The following is a 17231-nucleotide window of genomic DNA, read 5'->3' as shown; positions in this document are numbered from 1 at the left end:
CCTAGGGCGGCCCAGCGGTACGCCCTCCGGGTGCCTATACACGCTGCGGTCCTTACAGCGCCCTACACGCCGTTGCGCGCAGTTTCAAGAGCTGCCGTCCTGACCTATCCGTACGTGTCCCGCGGACCACGGCCGTTGACACTGCGTCCGCCCTTGCGCCAGCTTGGTGCGGAGGGTCCCAGCACCTGGATGCTGGTGACCACCCCGTCTCCCAGTTCACGGCGGAATTTGTCGAGCAGGCTGCTGCTCAGGAGACGGAGTTGGGTGGCCCAGGCAGTGGAATCGCACCGCACGTGCAGGGTGGTGTCGGTGAAGCTTTCCGGGGTGCAGTGGGCAGAGATTTCCGGCCCCACCAGCGTGGACCACTCCGCCATGACCGAGCCGACAGCCACAGGTGAGGTCCAGCCCCGCTCCGCCACCAGCCGTCCTACCACCTTCCCCAGGCCCAACGGGTCCCGGCCGGTGGCGTGGAACTGGCTGAAGCCGCGGGTGTCCCGGATACTGCCTTTAGCCTTTGCGGAACCGGGCCGTGCAACTTTCCGCCGGACTTCGCCGCGTGCTGCCGCGGCTTCCCGCATCCGGTTCAGCGCCGCCTGCGGCGCATCGATGTCGTCAGGCTCGCGGCCGGGCTGGAGCCCGCCGCCCTGGTCACTGCTCATCGATACCTCCCGGGATGACCTTCACCCGCCGCCCGGACAGTTCTTCCGGAATATCGGCGTCGACGGCGGCGGTCACCAGGACCTGTTCCGCGCCGGAGACTATTGCCGCCAGTTTACGCCGCCGCTGGACGTCCAGTTCGGCAAAGACGTCGTCCAGGATGAGGATGGGAGCAGAACCTCCGGTCCGGGCGTCGTCAAGCATCACGTAGTACGAGGCCAGCCGGAGGGACAGGCACATGGACCAGGTCTCCCCATGCGACGCGTATCCCTTGGCGGGTGCCTGCCCGAGCATGAGCTCCAGTTCGTCGCGGTGCGGGCCAACCAGGGATATGCCCCGTTCCAGTTCTTTCTTGCGGGATTCAGCGAATGCCTGCACGTAGCGTTCGGTGAGCTGTTCCACGGAGAGAAGCCGGAGATCATCCTGGCCGTCTGCAGTACCTCCTGCTGGGGAGCGCTGCGCGCTTCCCGCCGGGACGCCGTCGTCGTCCATCTGGCTTTGGAGCGTTGACCGGTAGGTGGCATCCGCCGGCTTGGACGCGTCCGTGAGTTGGGCATAGGCCCGGGCAAGGTGCGGGCGGAGCCGTTCAACCAGTTCCAGGCGCGCGTGCAGCAACTCCGCGCCCGCCCGGGCCATGTGCTGGTCCCACACGTCCAGGGTGGATTCGTGTGCTGTGGTGAACCTGCCGGCGCGGGCCGATTTGAGCAGGGCGTTGCGTTGTTTCAAGACCCGGTCATAGTCGCTGCGGGTGGCAGCGTGGTGCGGGATAAGGCTTGCCAGCAACTCGTCCAGGAAGCGGCGCCGGTTTGATGGATCCCCCTTGACCAGTGCCAGGTCCTCGGGGGCAAACAGGACTGTCTGGCAGATGCCGAGTATGTCGCGGGCCCGGACCGGGTTGCTGCGGTTGATGCGTCCCCGGTTGGCGCGGCCGGCGTTGATCTCCAGCTCAAGGACCGTGGTCTGCGTGCCCCGGACCAGCCGCGCGCGGACCAGGGCACGTTCCGTCCCGAACCTGAGCAGGGGCGCGTCCGAGCTGACCCGGTGGGAACTGAGCGTGGCCAGGTACCCGATGGCCTCCATCAGGTTGGTCTTGCCGATGCCGTTGTAACCTACCAGGACGGTGACGCCCGGTCCCAGGGTGAGGTCAACCTGGGCGTAACTGCGGAAGTCGGTCAGGGAAAGGTGTTCCAGATACACGCGGTTTTCGGCAATTCTGGGAACTCTGCTGGTCCCCGGTGGGTGCTACTTGGCGGGGCGGGTTGCGTGGCCGCCGAATTGGTGGCGCAGCGCGGAAACCATCTTCATGGCGGGCGAGGTGTCTTCCCGGGATGCGAACCGGGCGAACAGCGCGGCGGTGATGGCCGGGGCGGGGACCGCGTTGGCGATGGCTTCCTCCACGGTCCACCGGCCTTCGCCGGAATCCTCCACGTAGTCGTCAATGGAGGCCAAACCGGGATCTTCGTCAAGGGCCTTCACCATAAGGTCAAGGAGCCATGAACGGACTACCGTTCCCTTTTGCCATGCCCTGAACGTGCCGGGGAGATCGGTGACGATGTCCTTGGCGGCGAGCAGTTCGTAGCCTTCGGCGTAGGCCTGCATGAGGCCGTATTCGATTCCGTTGTGGACCATCTTGGCGTAGTGGCCTGCCCCGATGCCGCCGACGTGGACAAAGCTGTCCGCCCTTTCACCTTCGGGACGCAGCGCATCGAAGACAGGCAGGGCACGTTCGATGTCCGCGGCGTCGCCGCCGGCCATGAGTCCGTAGCCGTTCTGCAGGCCCCAGACTCCGCCGGACACGCCGCAGTCCGCGAAGCGGATTCCCTTGGCGGCGAGGAGTTCGCCGTGCTTCTGGTCCTCGGTGAATCGGGAGTTGCCGCCGTCAATGACAAGGTCGCCGGTTTCCAGCTTTTCGCTGAGTTCAGTGATGACGGCGTCCGTGATGGGGCCCGAGGGCACCATCACCCAGATGATCCGGGGCGCCGGTACAGCGGCGATCAGCTCATCGACGCTGGCAGCATCAGTAACGTCCGGGTTCCGGTCGTAACCGGTGACTTCCAGTCCTCCCTTGCGGAGGCGCTCACGCATGTTGAACCCCATTTTGCCGAGGCCGATCAGTCCAATGTGCATGAGTGGAACTCTTTTCTGCGCTAAGTGGGAGGAACGGGGTTGGCGGTGGGTAGGGCCCCATCGGCGAGGTGCCCGGCCTGAGCTTGCGAAGGCTGGGAGCCGATGGGAACTAGTTGGGAAGCCGGACCGGCATCACCAGGTAGCGGTAGTCATCCTGGTCTTCGCCGTCTGCGTCCGCCTGGGCCGTGATCATGGCGGGCTTGGGAGCTGTGGTGAAGGAGAACCGGACAAACCTGGTCTCGATGACGCTGAGTCCCTCGATCAGGTAATGCGGGTTGAAAGCGACCGTGATGTCATCACCGGACAGCTGGGCTTCGAGTTCTTCCGATGCCTGGGCGTCCTCACCGGTGCCGGCATCGAGGTTCAGCAGCCCCGCGGTGAAGGCAAGCCTGACCGGAGTGTTGCGCTCTGCCACGAGGGATACACGGCGGACAGCTTCAACGAGCTCCTGGGTCTGGACGGTGGCGTGGATGGGGGTGGACTCGGGGAACAGAGAGCGGATCTTGGGGTAGTCCCCGTCCACCAGCAGTGACGTGGTGGTGCGCCCCCCGCTTTCGAAGCCGATGAGCCGGCTGTCGTCGTCGGACAGGGCGAGGTTGATGTCGCCGCTGTTACCAAGCGTTTTGGCTACCTCGTTGAGGGTTTTGGCCTTGACCAGGGCGCTGGTGGAGATGCCTGGCGTGACCGGCTTCCACGGAACTTCGCGCATGGCGAGCCGGTAACGGTCGGTGGCCAGCAGCGTGATCAGATCGTCCTCGATCTCCATTCGCACACCCGTGAGGATGGGGAGAGTGTCGTCCTTGCTTGCCGCGATGATGACCTGTGAGACGGCCTGGGCAAAAGCATCTCCCGGGACGGTTCCGCTGATGGCCGGCAGGGACGGCAGGGGCGGGTATTCGGCTTCAGGCATGGTCGCGAGATGGAAGCTGCTTCGACGGCAAGTGAGCGTGACCTTGTTGCCGTCGGTTTCCACGTCCACGGGAGCAGAGGGCAGGCTGCGGCAGATGTCCGCGAGCAGCCGGCCGGATACCAGGATGGTGCCTTCATCCCTGATGTCTGCGGTGATTTCGAGCCGCGCCGAAGTCTCGTAGTCGAAGCTCGAAAGGCTGACGGTTCCTGCTTCAGCCTTCAAAAGCAGGCCGGAGAGGACGGGCACGGGCGGCCGCGGAGACAACGACCGGGCTGTCCAGGTGACGGCTTCTGCCAGGACGTCCCGATCGACTCTGAACTTCACGGAAGGGTGCCGCCTTTCATTGCTGCTGCCATGTGAAACCCGGGAATTTCGCAGGAAACTCCGGAAGAAGTTGGGCGCACCCCGGCTGGTGCATGGTCCGCGAAAACGGAAACCACACGAAAACCCAGGGATGGGAGCGCTGCTGACAGCTTAGCCGGAAGATCGGGGATTAACCCATCCCCCAGGGTCCGGTCCAGTCCGCCGGGGGCCGGCAGGCCCCCTGTGTCGGATGCGCGGATCGTTCTTGTTGTGTGAGGGATTTCAATTTTTTGGGATTAGTAGTGTTAATAACTGCTGTGGAAACTGTGGATAACCCGGTCCTGCCGCGTGGTTCCGCGCTTAAGCCCTGTTCACCCGCTGTGCGTTAGTGGGTTTTAAACAGGGTGTGGATGGGGACAACGCAAAGGGCCATTTTTAACGATCCACAGACGGCTTAAGGGTTTTAAGCCCATTAACCGCGCTTGTCCCCTTAAGTATCCACAGGCTTATCCACATGCCCCTGTTAATAAGGTATAGAGTGCCGGGCGCGGTGTGGATTCAGGAGTCGCGCTGTTGCTGTTTGATCCGGTTGGTCAGCTCGGTCACCTGGTTGTAGATCACACGGCGCTCCGCCATCAGCTCGCGGATCTTCCGGTCGGCATGGATGACGGTGGTGTGGTCGCGGCCGCCGAGTTCCTGGCCGATCTTGGGAAGTGACATGTCCGTCAGCTCCCGGCAGAGGTACATGGCGATCTGGCGTGCGGTCACCAGCGTCCGGGTCCGGGATTTGCTGCAGAGTTCCTCCATGCTGAGCTTGAAGTAGTCAGCTGTCTGCTGGAGGATCTGGGCGGACGTGATCTCCTGGGCGCCGTCGTCGGTAATCAGGTCCTTCAGGACCATCTCGGCAAGGGCCACGTCCACCGGCTGGCGGTTCAGGCTGGCGAACGCCGTCACCCTGATCAGTGCACCTTCAAGCTCGCGGATGTTGCTGGAGATCTTGGATGCGATGTACTCGAGGGCATCATCCGGCGCCGACAGGCCCTCGCTGAGCGCCTTCTTGCGGAGGATGGCGATTCGGGTCTCAAGTTCCGGCGGCTGGATGTCCGTCAGCAGGCCCCACTCAAAACGCGACTTCATGCGGTCCTCGAAGCCGGCCAGCAGCTTGGGCGGCTGGTCCGAGGTGATGACCACCTGCTTGTTGTTGTTGTGCAGGGCATTGAAGGTGTGGAAGAACTCCTCCAGCGTCCGGTCCTTGCCGGCCAGGAACTGGATGTCATCGATCAGCAGGACGTCCACATTGCGGTAGGTCGTCTTGAAGCTCGTGCCCTCATCATCACGGATGGAGTTAATGAAGTCGTTGGTGAACTCTTCGGAATTTACGTATCGGACGCGGATCCCGCTGTACAGGCGCCGGGCGTAGTGGCCGATGGCGTGCAGGAGGTGGGTCTTGCCCAGACCGGAGTCACCATAGATGAAGAGCGGGTTGTATGCCTTGGCAGGTGCTTCGGCAACAGCAACGGCGGCAGCGTGGGCGAAACGGTTCGAGGAACCAATCACGAAGGTGTCAAAGACGTACTTGGGGTTCAGCCGGCCGAATTCGTGCGAGGTGCTGGGCAGCATGGGCTGCGGTTTCTGCTCGATGACCTGGTCCGGTGCGAAAGCCGGCTCGACGATGGGTTCGGGTTCCTCGTGGAGGGGGACCAGATCGGTGTCCACATCGATGGCGCAGCGGATGTCTTCGGAGAAGACATTGTGCAGTGCATCGTCGAGGGCTTCCTTGACCTGGGTCTGGAGCACCTCGCGGGTGAGTTCGTTGGGTACGGCGACCAGGAGCGTGGAACCAATGAGGCCCTGCGCCTGGGCGAGGATGACAAAGCCACGCTGGCGCGGTGTTACGCGGTGGTCCTGTTCCAGCAGGCTGACAACCCGGCGCCAGGAACTTCCGACAGTATTGGCGTGGTTGGCTTCGTCTACTGTCATCAATCGGTTCCCTCAAAACTTGCTATGCCTGCATTGCCTGCAGCCCCAAGTCCGGAACCAGGGTGCTGGCCCAGCTTAATCCACAGGGTTATGCACAGTCCGTGGATAATCGGCTACTGGGACACTCTAGGGGATGAAAAGCCTAGAAGATAGCTGGCTATCCGGCTGTGGATAATTACACGGTTGTGGTTCCGGAAGCACCCCTGTGAGCCACTTCATCCACAGGCTGTTGGGGATAGTTAGGAACAGCTGGGGACAGCCGTGATGGGCCGCCCCGGTTTGACTCGGGCTTGCAGATTGCCCTAACGTTGTGAAGTCCTTTGTGTCCGCTTTTTGGCCCCATCTGAACATCCAAGCGCAACGCGCCTGGAGCAGCCGGGGGAAGCGTGCATATACAAAACTTAGCGTCGGCCAGTTCTTCCCCATTACTGATCGGGTGGGCGCACCTTTGATCCACTGGAGTAACTAACGTGAGCAAGCGGACTTTTCAGCCGAATAACCGCCGTCGAGCCAAGAAGCACGGCTTCCGCCTTCGTATGCGTACCCGTGCCGGCCGTGCCATCCTGGCAGCCCGTCGTGGCAAGGGCCGCACCGAACTGTCGGCCTAAATAACTGGCTTATCGGTAGACATCCCTTTGCGAGTTTAAGGTGCTGGCCACCCGCAACCGCCTGAGGACCTCAACTGATTTTTCAACAACTGTACGTTCCGGTGTCCGCAATGGGCGCCGGAACGTAGTGTTATATGCGGCAGCCATTGCTGCCGACGAACCCAGCCGGATCGGGTTCATTGTTTCCAAGAGTGTAGGGAACGCTGTGGTCAGGAACCTCGTTAAGAGGAGACTGAGAGAAGCGGGTGCTGCCTCGTTGCGCGAGCACGGCACAGGACTCGCTATCGTGGTGCGGGCGCTTCCTGCGTCCGCTTCCGCCAGCTGGGACCAGCTGCTGTCGGACTACAACGCTGCACTGGAATCTACGCTGAACCGGCTGGCCGGCCGCCCTTCGCGGGCTGCTGCCAGGGGTTCAGCCGGTACAACACAGGAGGGGACACCGCGTGCCTAACGCCACCGCCGTCGTCGCCCGTCTCTGCACAGTGTTTGCCGCCGTCGGGAAGTTCCTCTGGAACCTGCCCCGGAACATCCTCATCCTTCTGCTGATGGCCTACCGCAAGGTGGTTTCTCCCTTGTACGGTCCGGTCTGCCGGTTCTTCCCTTCATGCTCGGCCTATGCCCTTGAAGCGGTCACCGTCCACGGCGCGGTCAAGGGAAGCTGGCTTGCCGCGCGCCGGCTTGGCCACTGCCACCCATGGAACGCCGGTGGAGTGGACCACGTCCCCGCCGGCGGCCGGGAATGGCCTCCAGGCCAGACCCCCACAATTGTTGTGCTGAACAATCCGGACAGGTACCTGGTTGCTCGGACTGATGAAGAAGGCCGCAGTGCGGCCTGACGAATAGGGATAAGTATGGACTTCTTTGGAACAATCATGGCCCCGTTCAAGTGGCTGGTTTCCATCATCATGATTGGATTCCACGATGGCCTGAGCGCCATCGGGATGCCCGCCGCGAACGGCTGGACGTGGACACTGTCCATCATCGGACTGGTGCTGGTGATCCGTGCCGCACTGATCCCGGTATTCGTCAAGCAGATCAAGGCCCAGCGCGGCATGCAGTTGCTGCAGCCGGACCTGAAGAAGCTCCAGGACAAGTACAAGGGCAAGACTGACCAGCTGTCCCGCCAGGCGATGGCCCAGGAACAGATGGCCATGTACAAGAAGCACGGGACCAACCCGTTCTCGGCGTGCCTGCCCATGCTGATCCAGATGCCGTTCTTCTTTGCCCTGTTCCAGGTGCTCTCCGGTATTTCCGCCGCCAAGGACCAGGGCGCCGGCATCGGGGCCATGAGCCACGAGCAGGTAGTCGAGTTCGATGCGTCAAGCATTTTTGGTGCTCCGCTGTCCGCTTCCCTGCTGCACGGCGGGGGCGGCAGCGGCCAGGTCGCCGTCGTGGTGCTCTCCATCGTGATGATCATTGCCATGACGGCCTCGCAGTTCATCACCCAGAAGCAGATCATGGCCAAGAACATGTCTGAAGAAGCCATGGCCAGCCCGTTCATGCGCCAGCAGAAGATGATGCTGTATATCCTGCCTCTCGTCTTCGGCGTGGGTGGCATCAACTTCCCCATCGGTGTGCTGATCTACTGGACCACCACCAACCTTTGGACCATGGGCCAGCAGTTCTTCGTCATCCGCCGCATGCCGACGCCGGGATCCCCCGCAGCCAAGGCCCTCGCCGAACGCCGTGCCGCCAAGGGCCTGCCGGCCCTGTCCGTCCTCAGCGGGAAGCGGGATGAAGCAGCGGACGCCGCAGCGGCGGCCGCAGTTGAGATCAAGGCGCAGCGCGTCCAGCCCCAGCGCAAGAACAGGAAGAAGAAGTAATGTCAGCTGAGAGCACCGAACACGCCTTTACTGAAGAAATCGAAGATCAGGACGTGTCCGTGGGCCAGGATGGTTCGTCCCCCAAGGGCTCCACCGCAAGTCGCCTCGAAGAAGAGGGCGACGTGGCTGCCGATTACCTGGAAGAGCTGCTGGACATTGCCGACATCGACGGCGACATCGACATCGAGGTCCGCAACGGACGGACCTACATCTCCATCGTCGCCGAGGATGAGGCCGAGGGGCTGGAAGGCCTGGTTGGCGAGGACGGTGAAGTCCTGGAAGCTTTGCAGGAGCTCACCCGCCTGGCAGTGCTGTCCGCAACGGAGAACCGTTCGCGGCTTGTCCTGGACATCAACGGCTACCGGCAGGAACGTACCGGGCATTTGCAGAAGATCGCCGAAGAGGCCGCGGCTTCCGTGAAGGAAACCGGCAAGTCGGTGGCCCTTGAGCCGATGAGCGCCTACGAACGCAAGATCGTGCACGACGCCGTTGCCGATCTCGGCCTGGTCAGCGAGTCCGAGGGCGAAGGCGCCGGACGCCACATTGTTGTTTCCGCAGACTAGAGAATGCTGACCCAATAGTTATGGTTGACATCACGGCAGCAGAGCTTCGCGCTGCTGAGAAGATCTTCGGCGACCGCCTCGAGCTGGCCAAGCGGTACGTTGAGCACCTCGCTACGTCCGGGACGGAACGGGGCCTGATCGGCCCGCGCGAGGTTCCCAGGCTGTGGAGCCGCCACGTGCTTAATTGCGCGGTCATTGAAAGCGAGATCGCCCACGGGAGCCATGTGGCCGACGTCGGAAGCGGCGCAGGACTGCCTGGCCTTTGCCTTGCGATCGCGCGTCCCGACCTTGAGCTGACCCTCATCGAACCGCTGGAGCGCCGGGTGATCTGGCTCCAGGAAGTGGTTGATGACCTCGGCCTGGACAATGTCACGGTGATGCGTACCCGGGCCGAGCTGGCCGTGGGTCACGTGGAGGCCGACGTTGTGACCGCCCGCGCCGTATCGGCATTGACCAACCTCGCCGGCCTTACCATTCCCCTGTTGGGAGGGCGCGGTGAAGTGGTGGCCATCAAGGGCCGCAGCGCCGGCGAAGAGATCGAGAAGGCGGCAAAGACCATCCGGAAGCTGGGTGGTGTGGAGACCTCGGTGCTGACGGTGGGTGACAACCTGCTGGAAGAGCCCACCACGGTGGTCCGCATCGTGGTGAACAAGTCCCAAAAGAAGTCCTAACGCGGGCCCGCTGACGGCTGTCAGCAGGTGCGAGCAGTTAGGCTAGACAACGGCAGCAAAATTGGCTGAACGAGAGTGAGTGTGCCCCAGTGACCAGTAGTGAAGCCTCCGCACAACGGATCCCGCCGTTTGTGTCCTTGGGGTCGGCACGTTCTGTCGCTGGGTCAGGACTGGCGGGCACCGCCATGGCTCCGGGTCGGGGTGGTAATCACCCTAAGACGGTTGCCTCGCCCACGTCCGCTAGCGCGGTTTCACGTGAAACAACCCCCGGCGGTCGTTCCAACGTCATTGACGCCATTGACGACTCGAGCCCCATCGCCCGCGAGCTTGCCCACGAGACGAAGCGCCGTGAGCGCCTGATGGGACGAAAGCTCCCGCGCCCTGAGAAGACCCGGATCTTTACGGTGTCCAACCAAAAGGGCGGTGTGGGCAAAACCACCACCACCGTGAACATTGCCGCCGCGCTGGCTGCTGCCGGACTCAACGTCCTGGTCATCGATATCGATCCGCAGGGCAATGCTTCCACTGCCTTGGGGATCGAACACCACGCAGACGTGGACAGCATCTACGACGTACTGATCAATGACGTCCCGCTGGCTGATGTTGTTGCCCCGTGCCCGGACATCGGAAAGCTCATCTGTGCGCCGGCCACCATCCACCTTGCCGGTGCGGAAATTGAACTGGTGTCGCTCGTGGCCCGCGAACAGCGTTTGCGGCGGGCCATCGACGTCTACGCGAAGGTGCGCGAGAAGAACGGCGAAGAGCGCCTGGACTACGTCTTCATCGACTGCCCGCCGAGCCTGGGCCTGCTGACCGTCAACGCTTTTTGTGCGGCCAACGAGGTACTGATCCCCATCCAGTGCGAGTATTACGCGTTGGAAGGCCTCAGCCAGCTCCTCAAGAACATTGAGATGATCCAGAAGCACCTCAATGCAGATCTTGTTGTTTCCACCATCCTGCTGACCATGTACGACGGCCGCACAAACCTCGCTGCACAGGTAGCCGCCGAGGTGCGCCAGCACTTCCCCGAGCAGGTGCTTTCGGCCGTCGTGCCGCGGTCTGTGCGGATCTCCGAGGCCCCCAGCTACCAGCAGACCGTCATGACGTACGACCCTTCCTCAAGTGGTGCACTGTCCTACTTGGAAGCCGCTGCTGAAATAGCCGAACGCTAGAATCTTCAATACCGCAACGCACGGAGCCAGGCTGGTCCTGGGTCTACCACTGGAGGGATTTACCCATGAGCGAGAAGCGACGGGGCCTAGGCCGCGGTCTTGGCGCGCTGATTCCTAGTTCCGCCGCAGCCAATGGGTCCTCCGGTAACGGTGGGGCGGTGTCCCGGCCCGTGGATCTCTTCTTCCCCGAGGGCCGGAAGAAGACTGAACCGTTGGAGCAACCTGCGACGCCTGCCGCGCCCGCTGCTGCCAAGACCCAGGCAAAGGATTCCGCGGGTTCGGGCAACCGGTCCTCAGCCAGGCCGGCGGCTGCCAAGTCCACTGGGGCCAAGGTCAGTGAAGACGGAAAGACGGAGGCAGCTTCAGCTGCGGCTACCGCTCCAACGAAAAGGGCTCCCGCCAAAAAGGCGCCCGTGCCCAACCCTGAGGTGAAGGCAGCCGCTGAACCTGGCCCTTCAATGGAAGCATCTGCTGCTGCCGGGGTAACGAGTCCAGCGGACTCCGGTGTCGAACTCGTGGAGGTTCCCGGCGCCCGTTTCGCGGAAATCCCCGTTGCTGATATCCATCCCAACCGGAAACAGCCCCGAAGCGTCTTTGATGAAGACGATATGGCGGAGCTGGTTCATTCCGTGCGGGAAATCGGCGTCCTGCAGCCAATTGTTGTCCGTACTTCAACCGAAGACGGTAGCGAACCCTATGAGCTCGTCATGGGTGAGCGCCGGTGGCGTGCTGTGCAGGCAGCAGGGCTGGAAACCATTCCCGCGATCATCCGTGACACAACGGATGACGACCTCTTGCGGGATGCCCTGCTCGAGAACCTGCACCGCAGTCAGCTGAACCCCCTTGAAGAGGCGGCGGCTTACCAGCAGCTCCTGGAGGACTTCGGCACCACCCACGAGCAGCTGGCCGACCGTATCGGCCGTTCCCGGCCCCAGGTGTCCAATACGCTTCGCCTCCTCAAGCTGCCCCCTCTGGTGCAGCGCCGCGTGGCCGCCGGTGTGCTTTCCGCAGGCCATGCCAGAGCCCTTCTGTCGCTTCCGGATGCAGCAGCCATGGAACGGCTGGCCCAGAAGATCGTGGCGGAAGGGATGTCCGTCAGGGCAACAGAGGAAGCAGTGACCCTCTACCAGGATCCTGCCAAGCCTCCCAAGAACAACATTCCGCGCCCCGGTGCGAGGCACGAGCGGCTGGACTATCTTGCATCCTCGCTCTCCGACCGTCTTGACACCAACGTCAAGATCTCGCTGGGCGTCAGGAAAGGCAAGGTCAGTATCGAGTTTGCCAGCGTTGAGGACTTGAACCGGATCATGGACGTCCTGGCGCCGGGTTCCAGTAACTAATCCCTGAGAAAGGCCCGATTCTTTGTGAATCGGGCCTTTTTTGTCTTAGGTGGCCTAGGAGCTTATCCAGCCCACCCAACGGCCGGCTGTTAGGTGGAGATGCTCATACCTGCGACCCTTACCGGCGTCTTGTGGTTTCGTTGTACCTTGTCCGCGTCGGAGAGGGAGACTGCGTCAGGCACGGCGGTCAGCGCACCGGGTTCGGATGGCCGGTAGGCGTGGAGCAGCCCGCGCGCTCCCCGTCGGAAGAGTTTGGAATGAGAGTCTGAAGAAATTCTGGTCGAGGACTGTTTCGCCGCAAGCTGCGCAGCCAGGGAGCGGTTCATGAAGGCTCCGACCGCGTTTCTGCGGTTCCACCAAGCGTGCAGGATCCCAGCGGGGATTGCGTTTCACCGCGTCAACGCCCCGCGTCTACGTTTAACGTGAAACTCCTGGTAGGCCAGAACTACCGAAGTCGTCTGACCCAGCCGTACTGGTGCTGGCACCCCCAAATACGAGGCGTTTGCCGTATCTAGAGCGACACTGTGGGCCCTTTTGCTGCCCAGTAGTGGGGGGCAAAGTGTGTTGTACAACGGACATTGCAGTCGCCTAGGAGAAGCGGCGACGTTTGGCGCCGACTTGAGCGGCTGTAGGCACGGGTCGTGATCGCCCAAGTACACGCCACTCCGCGGGCAGGACATGGTCTGGGGTCGCTCATGCCGTGAGTTGGCGCCTACAGCCGGCTTTATACGCTATCTCCTGGTGCGCTGCACCTGTCATCTCCTGTTGATCCGTACTGCATACGGGAATGAGCGGGATGAGCACCCTGGCGGCCCATAAGCCGCGCTGATGCGGCCACAACATCGAAGGAGTCCCCGCATTCAGTGGCGTCAGAATGCTGTATCTTCTACCACTACCAGCCGTCTCGCCGTGCCGCTCGCCCCCGGCGAGGCAGCGTGCGCTGCCCCATAATGCGCTTTCGTAGTTTCCGGCTGGTCTACTCTACGTATCCGCTGGTACCCAGCCTTTGCCGATCCTTCGAGAAGACGACGCGGCTTTGGGGGACTTTCGCTCGGCAAAGGGGCGCGGACGTTCGAGGGAAGAGCTTATGCTGGCCGGAGCTGTGCCGGTTTCACGTGAAACATACAGAGACCCGTGGTGAGCGTGGACGTTTCACGTGAAACCTTGCACCGCATTGCTGTCAGCCGTGGGCGGATGCCGCCCGATACTGGCGGCCGGGCGTGGGGTGGCCTCAAGAGGCTCGGCAAACCTTATCTGCCATGCACCGACGAGGACCCACCTCAGATGTCCACGTCTGAAGTAGACAATCAGATGCATCCCAACCGGGTCGTGATGCCTGTGCATCATTACCGCCTAGACCCCGATTCTAGGGCTTGCAAGCGTTTCACGTGAAACAAGCGGTGCAGGCGCTCCGCTAGGAGAGACAACTAGCTAGCAGTAACCAGGGCAGAGAGGGGGCAGTGCAGGCGGACTCCCCCGTCTACAAAAGCCCATCAGGCGTCAAGGGGCGTCAGCACGCCTGCAGTCCTCCGAGTAATGGAGCCTCTAGTCAGTTAGTCTCAGGCCAGAGGCACCTAGTATCGGCCGGGAGCGACAATAGTCATGCCTCTACACTCCGTGGCCCGGTGACTGTCTGGGCTCCTAGCCGCGGCGACGTCGGTTTATCTGCGTTGCTGCGTTGCTGCGTTGCTGCGTTGCTGCGTTGCTGCGTAGCCGCGCTGAGGCGCTGAGGGATCGACTCACCTTGGAGCTTTCTCTGTCCCGGTAATGTGGCACTTCCCGGTATGCTGACCGCCGATAGGTAGGAAGCCCCACACTTTGCGCGCGGTCTCCTTTTTCCCGCCCTCTCCATGGTGTTGTTCTGCAGTCTGCGACAATAATCCCACCAACTGGTGCGCATCGCCGGTGCCATTGGCACTTCGGCACTGCGCTCAGGAACGTAGCCCGCTACCGAGGGGAATGTCGAGCTCCCTGAGTGACCGGCTGTGTACTGCTGAGGCTCCGTACCTGACATCCGGGGAGAGCCGCTACGCGTTTTACCGGTCCAGTCGGACGGTTCCATTTCCTGTCACGCGGTGATCCTCCCCATGAGGCGTCCTGCAGTCCCAGGGATGCGGTATAGCTGGTTGTCGGTGGTGAGCCTGCAGCAGTCCAGCCACGCGCGCGGGTAGGCGGGCGGCCCCTGCAGACGTGCAGTCCCCCCGGTCTGCGTATGAGTTCCTGCCCGTCGCCTGGGAGGGACCTGTCTTCGACTGGAGTCACCAGCGGGCGGGAGTCTTCCAGGCAGCACTCCCATTTCTGGCCGTCCGGGCCAGGGCAGCAGAATCTGCTCCTGCCCTAACGAGAAGGGCAAATGCCCGGTGGATATCCCTGTGGATAACGTTGGGGATATCACGCGCCAGCATTGCGCCGGGACTAACCCCTGGGAGTGCCGCAGAGGGTTGGTCACGACCGCACGACTAGGGCCGTGGAACCAGTGACGCCGCATGTGCTCGCGGATGTTTCACGTGAAACCGCTGGGGCTGACCATACGTGCGGGTCGACGATGTATAGACTACTCAAATTGGTTACGGAGGTACCCTGGATGCGGGGCCAAGGGCCCCACGGATAGCGTGTCACGTCGATGGGCTCACACGACAAGACCTCAGTATGGGTCATGCCGGCCACGGGCCCCACACTAGCTCCAGTGGACGCAGACTCGAAAGCGCCGCGGGCCTGTGGATAAGTGTGTGGATTACTGAGGCGCTATGTTGTGGATAACAGTGTGGATAAAATCACAGTCCCTTGCCGCTTATGGGTATGGTGCCAGTGACGGAGTCAGCGGACAGCTGCAGTATTCAGCCCCGTCTTTCGCGGGCAGTCCGTAAGTCCGCTTGGCCTTAGCGTGGCCCTGAGAGGCGTAACGGTCTGAGCTGAGTGCTTCGAGCGGCAGCGTATTTGTCTGCCTGGATGCATTTTCAGTACAGGCGGCAGGTCCTCACCCAGCCCCCCCCTACAACCTTGCATGGGACAGCAGAGTCCAGTGGCGGACACTCAAGCGCGAGGAGCCGACGTTCCGGAGCCCAGAACCCGCTGTGATGGCGGTCCTATTTGAATATGACACGTGCTTCGTGGGCCCTAGCCTCCAGAGGCTGCGGGCGCTCCATCCTTCCACACCGACCACCGTACCCGGGCCACCGGATACAGGCTAGCTGCCAGCTGGATAGCGGCGGTTCCCTGTTATCCGGAACGTCAACTGTTCCGCCTGTCGGCTGCGATACCAATCGCTGCCCTCTCCCGAATGTCGGCGCGGTCCCCCTCTCTCTCGAGTAGAATGACGAAGCAGCCGCAGAGTCCATATTCGACCCGCCACATAGCTGCGCGCTCAGTATTCTGGGCCGCCGTTTCACGTGAAACATGCCGGCCGTCGCCAGGGATTGTTTCACGTGAAACAGCTCAGGAGTAGCTGGATGGCAGGCGAGACTCCGTCGGAGTTCCTAAACGCGTGATTGAGTTGCTTCTGAATCTGTGAGTGGACATCGGGCGTCCACCGAAGGGCACGTGGGCTTTCAGATCGTTCACCACGCTTCAATGGTGGCCACGCCATACCCCCAAGCGTGGCCCTGGCTGGCGCGCGCGTTACTGAGTCGCCCGCATTCATGACCCGCGCCGCGCCAACCTCTACGGATCCGTGCGGCTAAGCGTCTTGTACCCGGTAGACGCTTTTGGTACCCGCTATACGCACGGTGATCCTCAAACTATGGTGACCTATCGTCGCGATGGTGTGCTGCAGCATCTTTTGTACGCAACCCCAAAACACGCGCGCCCAAGCTACCAGGTTCGCCCGCCTGTGCACGTGCTGTCCAGCCACATCCAACATGGATGTAGGCGGCTGCGGGTTCCCTGCTCGGCGCTCGTCCTGTGGCCGACGCAGAAGGCCAGCATCCAGGTCCCTATACCTTCGACTCTGATATATGCGTCTCCGATGCGGGTACCTGCTTTCTGCAATGGCGCAGGAAGCACGCTGGACAATGGATATTTGCATCCGGACGACCAGGCGGATACCTGTCGAAGATGGGCCAGCTTTGTTCCGGCCGAGCCGCGGCCCGAGGTGCAGCCTTCCCGTAGGCTGCTTCCGCTGAATGGTGACATACTCCGAGGGGCAAAGTGATGAGTGCGCCCCGACACCTAGCGGGCTAGATTGGGGCGCTGAGCGCTGCATGTTTCACGTGAAACAGGGCTCCAAGCGTCATCAAGGGTTCATAGCTAAGACTTACCATCGGCCTTCGACGGTGGTGGGTGCTCCAAGCTGGGGTCATCCCCCGACGTCCTGGCATATCGCTTCGCAGACGCACTTGATGCATTTTCCATAACGTCGATCTACATGCGCACTCCGCTACCGATGCGAGCAGATGCGCTCATCCAAAAACGGTCAGCAGGCGCCATATGCTGACCGGGCGGCCTACGTACATCACAGCTCGGCATAAGCCTTAATGCCTCAGTGGTAGTGAATCGGCACGTGTGTGGAAACGAGTTCCGCGTCGATTGGCCGTGTTTCACGTGAAACGTACCGGCAACGGGCACCCAGGCGCAGGCTTCGGACCATCCGCACACCTGCACACACGTCTCATGTCTACCACCATGACTCCAGAGCTCCAGATCTCCGGAGCACAGGCAAAAAAGTGGCCACCACCCGAAGGCGATGGCCACTTTCAGTTAGACCCCGGCTAAACCCGCAGGGTCCCCCGATACTAGGACAGAACGTCAGAGAATTCCTTCTCGAAGAACTGCTTCGGCTTGGCACCGATAACGGTGTTCTTCACTTCGCCGCCCTGGAATAGGTAGACGGCCGGAATGGAAGTGATTCCGTACTGGGCAGCAATGGCGGGGTTGTCGTCGACGTTGACCTTGACGACGTTAACCTTTTCGCCGTATTCCACTGAAATTTCATCCAGAATTGGTCCGAGCTTGCGGCAGGGACCGCACCATTCGGCCCAGAAATCAACAATTACCGGCTTATCGGCGGACAGGACATCGGTGCCGAAACTTGCGTCAGTCACATCTTTTGCGTTGCTCATAACCTTATCTTTCTCTTCGA

The 17231-nt window shown here is 61.9% G+C and carries 13 protein-coding genes and 1 pseudogene; 8 read left to right on the top strand and 6 right to left on the bottom strand.

Annotated elements, in window-relative coordinates:
* Positions 1–104: 104 nt before the first annotated feature.
* The 5 genes and pseudogenes from LDO22_RS13975 to dnaA all read right to left on the bottom strand — a co-directional run bounded on the left by LDO22_RS13975 (position 105) and on the right by dnaA (position 5977).
* Positions 105–659 (bottom strand): DciA family protein, encoded by a 555-nt coding sequence (locus LDO22_RS13975; protein ID WP_224023953.1) that lies wholly within the window; start codon positions 657–659, stop codon positions 105–107.
* Entirely contained in the window at positions 649–1854 is a 1206-nt protein-coding gene (recF, locus tag LDO22_RS13970; RefSeq protein WP_224023951.1) for a DNA replication/repair protein RecF, read from the bottom strand. The genes LDO22_RS13975 and recF overlap by 11 nt, the downstream gene beginning before the upstream one ends.
* Positions 1855–1899: 45 nt before the next feature.
* A pseudogene (gnd, locus tag LDO22_RS13965) lies at positions 1900–2808 on the bottom strand (phosphogluconate dehydrogenase (NAD(+)-dependent, decarboxylating)); the annotation flags it as partial.
* A gap of 85 nt (positions 2809–2893) precedes the next feature.
* Positions 2894–4018, bottom strand: coding sequence for a DNA polymerase III subunit beta (dnaN, locus tag LDO22_RS13960; RefSeq protein ID WP_224023948.1), 1125 nt, complete (start codon positions 4016–4018; stop codon positions 2894–2896).
* A 537-nt stretch (positions 4019–4555) separates the two neighbouring features.
* Complete coding sequence (gene dnaA, locus LDO22_RS13955) at positions 4556–5977, bottom strand: chromosomal replication initiator protein DnaA (RefSeq protein WP_224023945.1); 1422 nt, start codon at positions 5975–5977, stop codon at positions 4556–4558.
* 470 nt (positions 5978–6447) lie between these two features.
* On the opposite strand from dnaA, the gene rpmH reads away from it, so the two are divergent.
* From rpmH to LDO22_RS13915, 8 genes are all read left to right on the top strand, one after another.
* The gene (gene rpmH, locus LDO22_RS13950) at positions 6448–6585 is read left to right on the top strand and encodes a 50S ribosomal protein L34 (RefSeq protein ID WP_003800212.1); all 138 of its coding nucleotides are present in this window, start codon (positions 6448–6450) and stop codon (positions 6583–6585) included.
* A gap of 40 nt (positions 6586–6625) precedes the next feature.
* Positions 6626–7036 carry a ribonuclease P protein component gene (gene rnpA, locus LDO22_RS13945; protein ID WP_224023943.1) on the top strand — a complete coding sequence of 137 codons (411 nt, stop codon included), beginning with the start codon at positions 6626–6628 and terminating at the stop codon, positions 7034–7036.
* Entirely contained in the window at positions 7029–7421 is a 393-nt protein-coding gene (yidD, locus tag LDO22_RS13940) for a membrane protein insertion efficiency factor YidD (RefSeq protein WP_224023941.1), read from the top strand. The genes rnpA and yidD overlap by 8 nt, the downstream gene beginning before the upstream one ends.
* Before the next feature lie 15 nt (positions 7422–7436).
* Positions 7437–8408, top strand: a complete 972-nt coding sequence (gene yidC / locus LDO22_RS13935; RefSeq protein ID WP_159629390.1) for a membrane protein insertase YidC — start codon at positions 7437–7439, stop codon at positions 8406–8408.
* Positions 8408–8971: a R3H domain-containing nucleic acid-binding protein gene (locus tag LDO22_RS13930; protein ID WP_159629392.1), complete on the top strand. Its 564-nt coding sequence runs from the start codon at positions 8408–8410 to the stop codon at positions 8969–8971. The genes yidC and LDO22_RS13930 overlap by 1 nt, the downstream gene beginning before the upstream one ends.
* Positions 8972–8991: 20 nt before the next feature.
* The gene (rsmG, locus tag LDO22_RS13925) at positions 8992–9642 is read left to right on the top strand and encodes a 16S rRNA (guanine(527)-N(7))-methyltransferase RsmG (RefSeq protein WP_224023939.1); all 651 of its coding nucleotides are present in this window, start codon (positions 8992–8994) and stop codon (positions 9640–9642) included.
* Positions 9643–9731: 89 nt separating this feature from the next.
* Entirely contained in the window at positions 9732–10814 is a 1083-nt protein-coding gene (locus LDO22_RS13920; RefSeq protein ID WP_224023937.1) for a ParA family protein, read from the top strand.
* A 65-nt stretch (positions 10815–10879) separates the two neighbouring features.
* Complete coding sequence (locus LDO22_RS13915; protein WP_224023936.1) at positions 10880–12154, top strand: ParB/RepB/Spo0J family partition protein; 1275 nt, start codon at positions 10880–10882, stop codon at positions 12152–12154.
* A 4730-nt stretch (positions 12155–16884) separates the two neighbouring features.
* On the opposite strand, the gene trxA is transcribed toward LDO22_RS13915, so the two are convergent.
* A complete protein-coding gene (gene trxA / locus LDO22_RS13910) occupies positions 16885–17211 on the bottom strand; it encodes a thioredoxin (RefSeq protein WP_224023934.1) in 327 nt (108 codons plus the stop codon).
* Positions 17212–17231: the final 20 nt, after the last annotated feature.

This window comes from Arthrobacter sp. NicSoilC5, from assembly GCF_019977395.1.
Taxonomy (GTDB): Bacteria; Actinomycetota; Actinomycetes; order Actinomycetales; family Micrococcaceae; genus Arthrobacter.
Note: the sequence above shows the minus strand (reverse complement) of the source record. Positions and strands in the feature narration are given on the sequence as shown.

Bases quoted from the DNA above. Each gene is read 5' to 3' on its own strand.
- yidC (WP_159629390.1), top strand. From the start codon at position 7,437: ATGGACTTCTTTGGAACAATCATGGCCCCGTTCAAGTGGCTGGTTTCC.
- rsmG (WP_224023939.1), top strand. From the start codon at position 8,992: ATGGTTGACATCACGGCAGCAGAGCTTCGCGCTGCTGAGAAGATCTTC.
- LDO22_RS13930 (WP_159629392.1), top strand. From the start codon at position 8,408: ATGTCAGCTGAGAGCACCGAACACGCCTTTACTGAAGAAATCGAAGAT.
- LDO22_RS13915 (WP_224023936.1), top strand. From the start codon at position 10,880: ATGAGCGAGAAGCGACGGGGCCTAGGCCGCGGTCTTGGCGCGCTGATT.
- trxA (WP_224023934.1), bottom strand. From the start codon at position 17,211: ATGAGCAACGCAAAAGATGTGACTGACGCAAGTTTCGGCACCGATGTC.
- LDO22_RS13975 (WP_224023953.1), bottom strand. From the start codon at position 659: ATGAGCAGTGACCAGGGCGGCGGGCTCCAGCCCGGCCGCGAGCCTGAC.
- dnaA (WP_224023945.1), bottom strand. From the start codon at position 5,977: ATGACAGTAGACGAAGCCAACCACGCCAATACTGTCGGAAGTTCCTGG.